The sequence below is a fragment of the Pseudoglutamicibacter albus genome (assembly GCF_031458175.1).
Lineage (GTDB): Bacteria > Actinomycetota > Actinomycetes > Actinomycetales > Micrococcaceae > Pseudoglutamicibacter > Pseudoglutamicibacter albus.
In genome coordinates this window covers 1,288,357-1,301,309 of record NZ_JAVDXX010000001.1, presented here as the reverse complement: position 1 = coordinate 1,301,309, position 12,953 = coordinate 1,288,357, and the positions used below count along the sequence as shown (strand labels likewise).

The following is a 12,953-nucleotide window of genomic DNA, read 5'->3' as shown; positions in this document are numbered from 1 at the left end:
CATGGCACGCAGCACGGCCGAGGTTCGCTCCGTCTACCGCATGCGGACGCTGCTCATGCTTGTCCTCTTGCTCATGCTCGTGCTTGCTGGGCGCATGATCTGGGTTCAAGGAATCGACTCCAAACAGGCCGCAGCAGACGCGCTCTCCTCACGCACAACCACTGAGGAGTTGCACCCGGTCCGCGGCCGCATCCTCGACAGCAAGGGCGAAGTCCTCGCGATGTCCGTAGTGCGCTACGACCTGATCGTCAACCAGAACCTCGTCACCGAAGAGTTCACCCGCAAAGACCCAGAAACGGGGAAGAGGGAAACGATCACCGCGCAGCAGGCCGCGGAAGAAGTCGCATACGAGCTCGGCAAAGACCCCGATAAAGTTCGTGACCTCATGCTCGGTGTTGAGGGGCAACCCAAGAACGGGTACTCGGTCATCGCGAAAAATGTGACCCCTAAAGTCAGGGAAGCCGTCCTACGGGTCGGGTTCCCGTGGATGACCAGCGAACAACGCGCCCACCGCGAATACCCCAACGGGCCCATCGCAGGTCAAGTGCTTGGCTTCACCAACGCGGAAGGCGTAGGTGCCAGCGGCATCGAGCTTTCACAACAGAAATACCTCGAAGGCATCCCAGGGGAACGCGTCTATGAACGCTCCGCAGACGGGGTCCGCATCCCCGGTGCGGCACTAGCCGAAAAAGAGGCCGTTGACGGCCAAGACGTGCAGCTCTCAATCGACCAAGACATCCAGTGGGCCGCCCAAGAAGCCGTGATGGCCAAACGCAAGCAGTTCAACGCCCTCTGGGTCAACGCGATCGTGATGGACGTTAAAACCGGGCGCATTCTGGCGTTGGCTGACTCGACACCGATGGACCCCAACGATCCCGCCGACACCGAAGCCGACTACCGTACATCCACGGCGATCTCCCAAGCGATCGAGCCGGGATCCACGGGTAAAGTCCCGACGTTCGCGCTCGCTTATGAGCAAGGCAAACTCAAACCCGAGGAAAACTTCAAAGTGCCGAATAAGAAAAAGTTCGGTACCGAAGTCATCTCTGACTCGATGCCGCACGCAACCTTTAACATGACTGGAGCCGGCATCTTCGCTCGCTCCTATAACACCGGAACCGTCATGATCGGCGAACGGCTCACCGATCAGGATCGTTACGAGTTCATGAAGAACCTCGGCATCGGCTCTTCCCTCGACGTAGGCCTCGGCCCCGGCAACCCCGGGATCCTCCTGAACTCAGAGAACTGGGACCAACGTCAACGCCTCACCACAATGTTCGGGCAAGGCTATTCGCTCTCACCCATGAACACCGCATCCATGTTCCAAGGCATCGCCAACGGAGGCGAACAAATCACGCCGACCATCGTCGAAAATTACGTCGACGCGGAAGGTAATAAGACTAAAGCGCCGACCGGCGACAAACGCCGCGTTATCAGCCCGGAAACCTCGAAAACCATGATGCGGACCATGGAATCGGTGGTTGACAACGGCACCGCGTACGCAATGAAGATGCCGGGCTACCGGGTAGCCGGTAAAACCGGTACCGCACAGGCCCAGGGCCCCAGCGGAAAGTTCGATCAACACTCGCAAGCCTTCGGCGGGCTGGTACCAGCCGAAGACCCCCAGTACCTTGTACTCGTGACCATGCACCACCCGAAAGGTAATTGGAAAGACTGGTCGGTCGGGGACACATTCACGCGCATCATGGAAGCCACCGTACGTAGCCGAGGGCTCGCGCCAACGGAATCGAAGTCGCAAGCATATAAAGTATTCTCCGGCGAACGACAAAACTATCCATGGTAAGGAAACCCGTGTCTGAGACCCCCACCAGTGCGGCGCAAGCTGAACGAGCCTTCCGGCCAAACCACACAGCCGGTGTGACGCTTGCACAGCTCTTCCCACACGCCACCCTCGGCAGCACCGAAGCTGAAACCCTAGTCACCGGGATAACGCTTGACTCCCGTGCCGTCCAGGAGTCCGACCTCTATGCGGCTCTACCTGGGGCGAAAACCCACGGGGCACGCTTCGCAGCCCAAGCAATCGAGGCCGGTGCTGCCGCGATCGTGACCGACGCCGCCGGTGCAGACATCATTGCTTCGGGGCAGGCTGGCGCTGAACAGACAAGCGCGACGAGCACACCCGTTGTGGTGACCGAAAACTTGCGCACCCAGCTGGGGGATCTCGCCGCAAGCATCTACAGTTCATCCACCAACAGCTCAGGTGAGAGCCCAGCGCCGCTGCCAGCCCTCATCGGTGTTACCGGAACCAACGGCAAAACCACCACAACCTACATGGTGCGCTCCCTCCTCACCGCACTTGGGCACCACACCGGGCTCATCGGGACCATCGAAATCCAGTCCGGAACCGAGACCATCGAGGCTAAACTCACCACTCCAGAAGCGACCCAGCTGCATTCTTTGCGGGCCCGTATGGGCGAATCCGGTGTGGACACCATCGCGATGGAGGTCTCTTCCCACGCGATCGATTTTCACCGCATCAGTGGGCTGCTCTACGACGTTGTGGGGTTCACCAACCTCACCCAAGACCACCTGGACTTACACGGCTCCATGGAGGAATACTTCAACGTCAAAGCCGAGCTGTTCACCCCCCAACACGCGCGTCGCGGGGTTGTGCTCGTAGACGATGAGTGGGGTAAGAAACTCGCTGAAACCGCGAGCATCCCGGTGCAAACCCTCTCGGTGAACGCTACTGAAACCAAGGACGGTGCGGAAGCCGACTGGAACGTGACAAATATCCGCCGTGAGCACCTCGGCTACCGTTTCACGCTCACAGGCCCAGCCGACAGCGCCGGTGTGTCCCAAACCCTGGACGCCCACGTGGACATGCCAGGTGAATTCAACGTCGCCAACGCAGCGCTCGCGTTGGTTATGGTTATCGCCTCTGGCGTTCCGGCGGCCAAGCTACAAGAAGCAATAGCTGCCGAGCCATCCCCGCTGACCCCGAGCGTCCCTGGGCGCATGGAGGTCGTATCAACTCGCCCCGCTGTAATCGTCGATTTCGCTCACAACCCTGACGCGCTTGAACGAGCGCTCGCATCCGTGCGTACGCAAGAAGGCCGAGTGATCGTAATCTTCGGTGCAACCGGGGAACGCGATCAACTCAAACGCCCCATCATGGGCCGCATCGCAGCAGAAAACGCTGACATCGTGGTCGTCAGCGATGACGATCCGCACGATGAAGACCCGGCAACCATCCGCGCCGCCGTCATCGAAGGAGCGCAACAAGCGGCCGCACGCACCGGCGCGACGGTCATTGAAGCCGCGCCACGTGCCACAGCCATTCACCAGGCCATCCAGATGGCCCACGAAAACGACGTTGTGTTGCTTGCCGGCCGCGGGCATGAAACCGCCCAGGAAGTCAGCGGAATCATGGTCCCCATCGACGACCGTGAAGAGGCAAGAGCCGCACTCGTGCAACAAACCAGCAAGACCGAGTAGAGTCAGTCCACAGAACAATGATCACTCTCACCATTTCCCAACTTGCCGAAGTCACTGGAGGCCGCCTGTACGGCCCGGTGAATACTGACGCGCACGTCAGTTCAGTCACCACCGATTCCCGCGAGGTCACCCCCGGCGCGCTGTTCGTAGCGAAGCCAGGGGAGAGGACCGACGGACACGAATTCGCTGCAAGCGCCATCGGCGACGGCGCGGTAGCGGTCCTCGGGGAACGCGAAGTCACCGACGCCGCAGGTCAGCCGCTGCCGATGGTCATCGTCAACAACGTTGTTGACGCGATGGGTGTGCTTGCCCGCCACGTGGTTGAAACGGTCCGCGATCACGGTGAGCTCACCGTGATCGGTATCACCGGCTCCGCAGGCAAAACCACCACTAAAGACCTCCTAGGCGCTATTTTGAGCCATAAAGGACCCACCGTGGTTCCGCAAGGCTCCTATAACGGCGAGGTAGGTTTGCCGCTCACCGTCTTCGAGATGACGGAAGATACCCGGTACCTGGTCGCCGAAATGGGGGCCACCCAGCGCGGGAACATCGCCTACCTCGCCGACATCGTCAAACCAGATATCGGCGTGGTCCTCATGGTCGGCACCGCCCACGTGGGCGAGTTCGGCGGCATCGAAAACATCGCTCTCACCAAACGTGAGCTCGTTGAAGCGGTCGGCCCTGAGGGCGCTGTGGTGCTCAATAAGGACGATTCCACGGTGTGGAACATGCGCGAAGCCGCACACGCACCCGTCTGGGCTTTCACCGAAAGCGACCCAGCAACCGCATCCCTCGGCGCTGCTGGAGACAGCGAGGACAACATCGCTGGTGCCGTCTACGGAACCAACGTGCACCTGGATGGGAGCGGCCACCCCGTCGTCGCCCTCACGTTCCCAGACGGCTCCGTCCGGCAAGTCACCTCTGGCCTAGTTGGCCGCCACCACGTAGCCAACGTTTTGGCCGCGGCGACCGCGGCCAGCGCAGCCGGGATCGAATCCGGGCTGATCGCAGACACTCTCTCCGGACTCGGGGCAATCTCACGGCACCGGATGGAACGCACTGACCGCGCAGACGGCGTCACCGTCATCAACGACGCCTACAACGCCAACCCGGAATCCATGATGGCAGCCCTCCAGCTGCTCGCTGAGATCGAACGTGGAAACCCGCACAGCGAGCCCCGCCGCACATGGGCCGTGCTGGGGGAGATGCTCGAACTCGGCGAAGACTCCATCACCGAACACGACCGGCTCGGCCGCATGGCGGTACGCCTCAACATCTCTAAAACGGTGGTTGTGGGCCGCGGCGCTAAACCGATCCACTCCGCAGCGGTCCAGGAAGGCTCGTGGGGTGAAGAGGCATACTGGTTCGAAACCACTGAGGAAGCCGAAACTTTCCTCAACGATAACGTCCAGCCAGGCGACGTCGTGCTCTTCAAATCCTCGAACGGGGCAGGACTACGCTGGTTCGGTGAAAAATTCGCTAACGCTGAGCAGACACGGGAGGGCTGATACATGCTCGGACTCGTACTCGGTGGCGTCATAGCCCTCATCATTTCCTTCGCAGGCACCCCGCTGTTCATCCGTTTGCTGACTCGCCGCGGCTATGGGCAGTTCGTGCGCGAAGACGGCCCGCAAAGCCACATGTCCAAACGCGGAACCCCCACGATGGGCGGCGCCGTGTTCGTGACGGCCGCGATCCTCGCGTACTTCCTGACTCACCTGATTCTGGCGCTGTTGGGTTCGCCGACCGCGGGACCAACCGCATCGGGCCTCTTGCTGCTGTTGCTTATGGCCGGGATGGGCATGGTCGGTTTCTTTGACGATTACGCGAAGATCCGGCAGGAACGTTCGCTCGGGCTAACCCCGTGGCAGAAGATCCTCGGCCAGGGCATCGTGGGCGTGTCTTTCGCGGTGCTTGCGCTCATGTTCCCGGATGAGCAGGGCCGCACGCCTGGCTCCATGATGATCTCCGCGGCACGCGATATCCCGTGGCTTGATTTGAGCTTTGCAGGCCCTATCTTCGGCGGGGTCCTGTTCGTGATCTGGGCTAACTTGATCGCAACCGCAACCACCAACGGCGTAAACCTGACTGATGGCCTCGACGGCTTGGCGACAGGTATTTCGATCTTCGTGTTCTCAGCGTACGCCCTCATCGGGTTGTGGCAGGAAACCCAAAGCTGCGGCACGCATCGTGCCATGGCGGGGGGATGCTACGAAGTCCGCGACCCTATGGATCTTGCGATCTGGGCTGTGATCCTGATCGGTGCGCTCGTTGGTTTCTTGTGGTGGAACACCAAACCCGCACGCATCTTCATGGGCGACACCGGCTCGCTCGCGCTCGGTGGCGCTGTAGCGGCGTTCGCGATCCTGGGCCGCACCCAGTTGCTACTGATCGTGATTGCGGGCATGTTCGTGCTGATCTCACTGTCCGTGATCATCCAGGTCGGCTACTTCAAACTCTCCGGTGGCAAACGCGTGTTCCTCATGGCTCCACTCCAGCACCACTTTGAGCTCAAGGGGTGGCAAGAGGTCACCGTTGTGGTGCGTTTCTGGATCTTGGGCGGCCTGTTCGTGATCGCGGGCTTGTGCTTGTTCTATCTGGACTGGCTGGTGAGAGTATGACCAAGCAGCTACCCATGCTGGGAGGACTTGAACACCTCGATTCGTGGGGTGCTGATTGGGGCGGGCTGCGTGTTGTTGTAGCCGGCATCGGCGCGAGTGGTTTCGCAGCCGCTGACACTTTGGTTGAGCTCGGCGCGAAGGTCGCTGTCGTCGATGGTGTTGATAACGAATACAACCGCGAACGCAAACAGACCTTGGAAATTGTTGGTGCGGTATCGGTTGAACTCGGTACCGAGCACGTCGAGGCCATGCCTGCGGTCGATGGTGAACAACCTGATCTTGTGATTGTTTCCCCAGGTTGGCGGCCGAGCCACCCGTTGCTGGTTCAGGCGCGCGAAGCCGGGGTTCCTGTGTGGAGCGAGATTGAGCTTGCGTGGCGTGTACGCGATGGCCGCGAGTTGGCCGAACCAGCGGAATGGTTGTGCGTGACCGGCACCAACGGTAAGACCACGACCGTGACGATGGCAGCGGAGATGCTACGTCAGGACGGCTTCCGTGCGATCGCGGTCGGCAACGTTGGAACGCCGGTCTTGGATGCAATCCGGGACCCGCAAGGCTATGACGTTTTGGTGGTTGAGCTTTCCAGCTTCCAGCTACACCATACGTATTCGATCTCTCCGCTGGCATCCACGGTGCTCAACATCGCTGAGGATCACGTCGATTGGCACGGCGGTTTTGAACAGTACAAGGCCGATAAAGCCAAAATCTATGAGCGCACCAAGATCGCGGCGATCTTCAACGCGGAAGATCCGGTCACGCTTGCGATGGTTGAAGAAGCCGATGTGGTTGAAGGGTGCCGGGGGATTGGCTTCACAACTCAGAGCCCGGCCGTTTCGATGCTTGGTGTGGTTGAGGACCTGCTGGTGGACCGCGCCTATATCGCGGAGCGCCGCACGCAGGCCCAAGAGCTTGCGCAGCTATCTGATCTGGGGCCGCGTCCAGCCCATCACACTGTCGCGAACGCGTTGGCTGCCGCGGCACTGACGCGTGCTGCCGGTATCAACGCCGAAGGTGTTGCCGCTGGCTTGAGGGCCTATGACCGTGGTGAGCACCGCATCCAGACGATCGCCGAAGCTGATGGTGTCACGTGGATCGATGACTCTAAAGCAACCAATCCGCATGCAGCTCATGCGGCACTGGCTGCGTATCCGAGCGTGGTGTGGGTAGCTGGCGGATTAGCCAAGGGCGTTGAGTACCACGAACTTGTTCAGCAGCACAGCCACCACCTTCGGGCAGTGGTGTTGATCGGCACTGATACGAGCGCACTTGAGGAAGCTCTCACTCAACACGCGCCCAACGTCCCCGTTCTTCGGACCCAGGTGGGAGAAACTGGTAAGCCTAATAAGGTCACACCAGAACTTGGTGAGGCCGTCATGAAGCAAGCTGTCAGCCACGCGCTCAGCGTTGCACAGGAAGGCGACACCGTCCTGCTCGCGCCAGCATCGGCGTCCATGGATCAGTTCGCCTCCTATGCGGCCCGCGGCCACGCGTTCGCGAAGGCTGTCGCTGAGGCACTCGGTAAATCACCCGAATAAACCGCCGAGCGCTGACACACAGGCAACCAGCTGAGCAAGGCCACCGGCCGTGCACAGCAACCATCGGATGAGGCACCATACCGGAGAACTGCAGGAGGTACCCATGGCCACCGCTAAGCCACGTAGAGGGTTCCTTCGCCGCCAGATGCGCCGCATCGAACTCACAGACGCCGCGGGCCTGCGCACCACGGTCTATGTCTTGATCGCTTCCACACTGTTGCTGACGGCGTTCGGTTTCGTGATGGTGCTGTCCTCCTCGGCCGTCGAGTTCGTGTCCGCTGACCGCGACCCGTATTCGCTGTTCATCAAACAGGCGACCTTCGGTGTGATGGGCATCGTGGGCATGTTCGTGATGATGGCGATGCCGACCGCGTGGCTCAAGCGTCTGGCGTGGATTGCGATGATCGGGATGCTCGGGTTGCTGGCGTTGGTTCTGGTGATCGGTGTCAATGTCAACGGTAATAAGAACTGGCTCCAGTTTGGTCCGGTGACCTTGCAACCGTCTGAGATGCTCAAACCTGTCATGGTTCTGTTCGCCGGCACGATGTTTGAGCGTAAACGTCGTGTGATGGATCAGCCGATGCATGCACTGGTTCCGGTTGCTGTGGTGGTGGGCATGGCGATTGCTTTGGTGCTGCTGGGGCGGGACCTCGGGCAGGTACTGGTGCTCGCCGGGATCCTCGCGGTGATGTACCTGGTTTCGGGCGCTCCGTGGCGTGTCATGGGTTTGCTTGGGGCTGCGGGGCTTGCGATGACGGTGGTCGCTGTTTTTGCTAGCCCAAACCGTATGATGCGCATCTTGTCTTTCGCGGGTCAGGGCGCAGAGGACGATGCGCAGGGGATTGGGTTCCAGGCGTTGCAGGGCCGTTTCGCGTTGGCTTCTGGCGGCTGGACGGGCGTGGGCTTAGGCCAGTCGCGTTTGAAGTGGAGCTACATCCCGGAAGCGCAGAATGACTTCATTGTGGCGATCATCGGTGAAGAGATCGGTTTGTGGGGCACGCTCACGATTATCGCGGCGTTCATGGTGATGATCGTGTGTATCTACCGGATCGGTTTCCGGGGGGATTCGCTGTTTTCGCGGGTTGTGTGTGGCGGCGTGATGGCGTGGATCGGCTTCCAGGCTTTCGTGAATATCGGGATGGTTTCTGGGATGCTTCCGGTGATCGGTGTCCCGTTGCCGTTTATTTCTTATGGTGGTTCGGCACTTTTGTCTACGTTGATTGGCGTGGGATTGGTGTTGAACATTGCACGGACTGAGATTATGGCTTCTCAGCGTGCAAAGTTTGTAGCTGCCTCAGCGGCTGAGGAAGACGCTGACGGTAGTGAGGCTGTTGTACATAGCGTTGCTGTAACTGACGCTAGTGAGAAGGACGGAGTTTAGCGTTGGGCGAGAAGGGGTCAGGCGTGAGTTCTGAGCTTTCTATTGTGTTTGCGGGTGGCGGTTCTGCCGGCCATGTTTCGCCGTTGTTGGCGATGGCTCGTGCGGTTCGCCGGATGCACCCTGATGCACGGATCACGGTAGTGGGTACCGAGGAGGGGCTCGAGAGCCGCTTGGTTCCCGATGCGGGTTTCGAATTGGAGTTGATCCCTAAGGCTCCGATGCCGCGGCGGCTGAATAAGGCGGCACTGCAGTTTCCGCGTAAGTATCTTGATGCTGGCCGCCGTGCCGCGGAGATTCTGCGTCGCGTTGATGCCGATGTGGTGGTCGGTGTGGGTGGGTATGTGTGCCCGCCGATGTATAAGGCTGCGTTCAAGGCTAAGGTTCCGGTGGTGATCCACGAGGCGAATATTCGTGCGGGGATGGCCAATAAGATGGGCGCGAAGAAGGCCGCGTTTGTTGGTACGGCTTTCGCTGAGACGAAGATCGCTGACGCTAGGCATGTGGGGATGCCGATGCGGGAGGCGATCGCGAATCTGGACCGTGCAGGGGGCGCGGCTGAGGCTCGGCGTGGTTTCGGTTTGGATCCGGAGGCGCCAACGCTGTTGGTTACCGGCGGGTCTTTGGGGGCTGTGAATCTCAATAGGGCTTTGGCTGGTGCTGTTGAGGAGCTGACGCGCCGTGGGGTGCAGGTTCTGCACATCACTGGTGTGGGTAAGGGTATTGAGGCTCAAGGCGCCACTGATGGTGCCGCGTACGTTCAGCTCGCTTACGTGGATGCGATGGAGCGGGCGTATGAGGCCGCGGATGTGATCGTGTGCCGTGCCGGCGCTGGCACGGTGAGTGAGGTCGCGGCCGCGGGATTGCCGGGTATTTTGGTTCCGTTGCCGGTGGGTAACGGTGAGCAGGCGCTCAACGGTAAAGTTCTAGTTGATGCCCATGCGGCTCTCATGGTTGAGGATGCCGAGCTCACTAGCGGCTGGCTGATTGAGAACGTGATGGCTCTGTTCGATGATCCGGTGCGTCTTGAGCGGATGGGTATCGCGGCGGCTACCGTTGGTATTACTGACGCGGCGCAGACGATGGCGAGAACCATTGTCGATATTGCTTCACAGCACGCTTCCCAGCGTTCTTCTCAGTGAAGTTAGGCATCTCAAAATTGTTTCGAGGCCTCTTAGCCATTGTGGATTGAGGGGCCGTGAGTGGAGGAACCACACCATGAATGCTTCGGGTTCTGATACCCGTTCCACACAGCGAACTGTTGACGAGCTGAATCTGTCTGATTTGGGTCGGGTTCACTTCTTGGGCATTGGAGGTGTGGGGGTTTCTGCGGTTGCGCGGCTGTATCTTGCTGCGGGCGTGGAGGTTTCCGGGACGGATGCGAAGGATCTGCCGGTTCTGGATGAGCTTGAGGCCGCCGGTGCTCGTACGTTCGTTGGTTTCAAGCCCAAGCACGTTGATGGTGTGGACACGATCGTGATGTCCTCTGCGATTCGTGAGGATAACCCTGAGCTGGTTGCCGCGCGTGAGGCTGGCGTGCGCGTTCTGCATCGTTCCGAGGGGCTCGCGTTGGTTATGAAGGGCCGCAGGTCGGTCACGGTTGCCGGTACGCACGGTAAGACCACCACGAGCTCGATGATCACGACGATGCTGTCCACGTTGGGCGCTGACCCTTCTTTTGCGGTGGGTGCCACGGTGGGTGGTTTGGGAACGAACGCGGCCGCCGGAGGCAGCGATATTTTCGTTGCTGAGGCTGATGAGTCGGATGGCTCTTTCTTGAACTATGAGCCGCGCATCGCTGTGGTGACAAATATTGAGCCGGATCACCTGGACCATTATGGGACCGCTGAGGCTGTTGCGGAGGCTTTCGAAAAGCATGTTCAGCGCGTTCCGGAAGGCGGCGCTGTGGTGGTGTGCCTGGATGACGCTGGCGGCGCCGAGCTTGCGGCTAAGGTTTCGGCTTCTGGACATGGCCCGAAAGTGGTTGGCTACGGTTTCACCTCTGACGCCGATGTGCGTGTTTCCCGCATGCAACCTCACGGGATTGGTGCCACGGCTAAGGTCACAACGCCAAGTGGTGTGGCCCAGCTGGATCTACCGTTTCCTGGCGCGCACAATGTTTTGAATGCGGTGGCCGCGATCTCGGTGGGTGTTCTGCTCGGCTTCGAACCGCAGGCGTGCGCGGATGCGCTTTCAGAGTTCCAGGGGGCCTCTCGCCGTTTCGATTACAAGGGACAGGCGCGAGGCGTTCGCGTGTATGACGATTACGCGCATCACCCAACGGAGGTGACCGCGGCCCTTGGCGCGGCCCGCGATGTTGCAGGCGAGGGGCGCGTGCACGCTGTGTTCCAGCCGCATCTATTCTCCCGGACGCGAGATTTCGCGCACGGCTTCGCTGATGCGGTCTCCCTTGCTGACACGGTCACGTTGCTTCCCATCTATCCTGCCCGTGAAGACCCCATCCCGGGGGTAACCACCCAGTTGATCGCTGACCACGTGGGTGTTGAGTATGCGCTGGTTGATCCCGAGGATGTTGCCGAACGGCTTGCGGAGCTTGCCCGTCCAGGGGACGTGGTTCTAACGCTCGGTGCCGGTGATGTCACAGCTCTTGGCACACAGATCGTGGAAGCCATCGAGGAGGACGGCTACGAAGATTCCGAGGGCGGTGAAACATACACAGGATGAAATCCGATGACGAGCTTGAGTTCAGCGCGGTAGCCCGTCCCAAGGAAACAGGCAGCGCTGAGCAAGACAGCGCTAAACAAGACAGCGCTGAGCAGCCCGGAGCTAGGCAAGACAGCACGGAGCAAGAAAGCACAGCGCAAGACAGCACGGCGGCAGACGGCGTTGCTCCGGTGTCCCAGTTTGAACCGCCGCCACCTGAACCGCAGCCAGAGGCGGACTCTCAGCCTGATGTGGACTCTGAGCTCGTTCCAGAGTCTCAGAGCGAGGCGCCGTTACCTGCTCCGACGCCGATTCGGCCTCATAAGAAGGATCAGGCTCGCAAACGGAAGAAGTGGCGCCGGATGGCTGGTGTTGGGGCGTGCTTGCTGTTTGTGGGCGGCATGGTTGCGTTGTCGTTCAGCCCGCTAGCCAAGGTTGAAAAGGTCAGCGTTTCCGGTTCGAAACTTGCCGATAGCGCCAAGATCGTTGAGGCGCTTAAGCCGCTGGAGGGGAAACCGGTCGGCAGTCTTAACAACCGGGAGATCACGGGTCTTCTGAAGAAGTTCCCCGCTATTCAGGATGTCCGTATCCAGCTGGATGGTCCGCATGATCTGCGCGTTGAGGTTGTTGAGCATCGACAGGTTGCTGTCATGGAACGCGACGGTAAGAAGATGATCGTTGGCGATAACGGCGTGGCGCTCAAGGAAGTATCTGGTGATGAGGCCGATAAGCTGCCTCTGGTGCGTGTTCCGGAGAAAGACCCTGGGCATCAGATTTTCGACGGTGTAGTCCAGGCGCTTGCGGAACTTCCCGGTGGCGTTTTGGCTACGTTGAAGCAGGCAGAAGCGAAATCAGTGGACACCGTGACGTTCAAGTTGCGTGACGGGCGTAAGATTGTGTGGGGCGGACCTGAGGACGGGCCTATGAAGGCCGCGTTGGTTGAAACGTTCCTCAACCAAAAAGACGTCAAAGACAAGGTCATTGATGTCTCAACGCCTCAGCGACCCGTCACGAGCAATGAATAATCGCACGAGTGGCGTAGCCTGGCGAGAACCAAGAGCTTCAACCAACGGTTGAAAGATATGGAATGAAAAGCGGCCAAAATGGACGCTTGAGGGATGAATTCCCCTCCGGCATAACGACACGCCGCACGCAAGGTTTGAAGCGGCCTAGCGTGGGCGGTTTACTCGATATATAGGCTCGGAGATCGCTTCAGCACCATGCAATACACATGGACCGCATGATGCTCCGGCGTCAGCTTATTTTTACGAGCACATACCTACGAGCAAGGGACCC

At 59.9% G+C, this 12,953-nt stretch carries 9 protein-coding genes; all 9 read left to right on the top strand.

Annotation, left to right across the window (positions count from 1 at the left end; all coding sequences use genetic code 11):
* Position 1: 1 nt before the first annotated feature.
* The 9 genes from J2S67_RS05650 (at position 2) to J2S67_RS05610 (ending at position 12,682) form a co-directional block, all read left to right on the top strand.
* The gene (locus tag J2S67_RS05650) at positions 2-1,804 is read left to right on the top strand and encodes a peptidoglycan D,D-transpeptidase FtsI family protein (protein ID WP_052048215.1); all 1,803 of its coding nucleotides are present in this window, start codon (positions 2-4) and stop codon (positions 1,802-1,804) included.
* 8 nt (positions 1,805-1,812) lie between these two features.
* Positions 1,813-3,459, top strand: a complete 1,647-nt coding sequence (locus tag J2S67_RS05645; RefSeq protein ID WP_310247065.1) for a UDP-N-acetylmuramoyl-L-alanyl-D-glutamate--2,6-diaminopimelate ligase — start codon at positions 1,813-1,815, stop codon at positions 3,457-3,459.
* Positions 3,460-3,476: 17 nt separating this feature from the next.
* Positions 3,477-4,967, top strand: coding sequence for a UDP-N-acetylmuramoyl-tripeptide--D-alanyl-D-alanine ligase (locus tag J2S67_RS05640; RefSeq protein WP_070490526.1), 1,491 nt, complete (start codon positions 3,477-3,479; stop codon positions 4,965-4,967).
* A 3-nt stretch (positions 4,968-4,970) separates the two neighbouring features.
* Positions 4,971-6,080 (top strand): phospho-N-acetylmuramoyl-pentapeptide-transferase, encoded by a 1,110-nt coding sequence (gene mraY / locus J2S67_RS05635; RefSeq protein WP_035754478.1) that lies wholly within the window; start codon positions 4,971-4,973, stop codon positions 6,078-6,080.
* On the top strand, positions 6,077-7,615 hold the full coding sequence (murD, locus tag J2S67_RS05630; protein ID WP_083285393.1) for a UDP-N-acetylmuramoyl-L-alanine--D-glutamate ligase: 1,539 nt from the start codon (positions 6,077-6,079) through the stop codon (positions 7,613-7,615). The genes mraY and murD overlap by 4 nt, the downstream gene beginning before the upstream one ends.
* A 103-nt stretch (positions 7,616-7,718) precedes the next feature.
* Positions 7,719-8,996 carry a putative lipid II flippase FtsW gene (ftsW, locus tag J2S67_RS05625; protein WP_070490524.1) on the top strand — a complete coding sequence of 426 codons (1,278 nt, stop codon included), beginning with the start codon at positions 7,719-7,721 and terminating at the stop codon, positions 8,994-8,996.
* 23 nt (positions 8,997-9,019) lie between these two features.
* On the top strand, positions 9,020-10,135 hold the full coding sequence (murG, locus tag J2S67_RS05620; protein WP_035754479.1) for an undecaprenyldiphospho-muramoylpentapeptide beta-N-acetylglucosaminyltransferase: 1,116 nt from the start codon (positions 9,020-9,022) through the stop codon (positions 10,133-10,135).
* 76 nt (positions 10,136-10,211) lie between these two features.
* Positions 10,212-11,678: a UDP-N-acetylmuramate--L-alanine ligase gene (gene murC, locus J2S67_RS05615; protein ID WP_083285391.1), complete on the top strand. Its 1,467-nt coding sequence runs from the start codon at positions 10,212-10,214 to the stop codon at positions 11,676-11,678.
* The gene (locus J2S67_RS05610) at positions 11,675-12,682 is read left to right on the top strand and encodes a cell division protein FtsQ/DivIB (protein ID WP_035754481.1); all 1,008 of its coding nucleotides are present in this window, start codon (positions 11,675-11,677) and stop codon (positions 12,680-12,682) included. The genes murC and J2S67_RS05610 overlap by 4 nt, the downstream gene beginning before the upstream one ends.
* Positions 12,683-12,953: the final 271 nt, after the last annotated feature.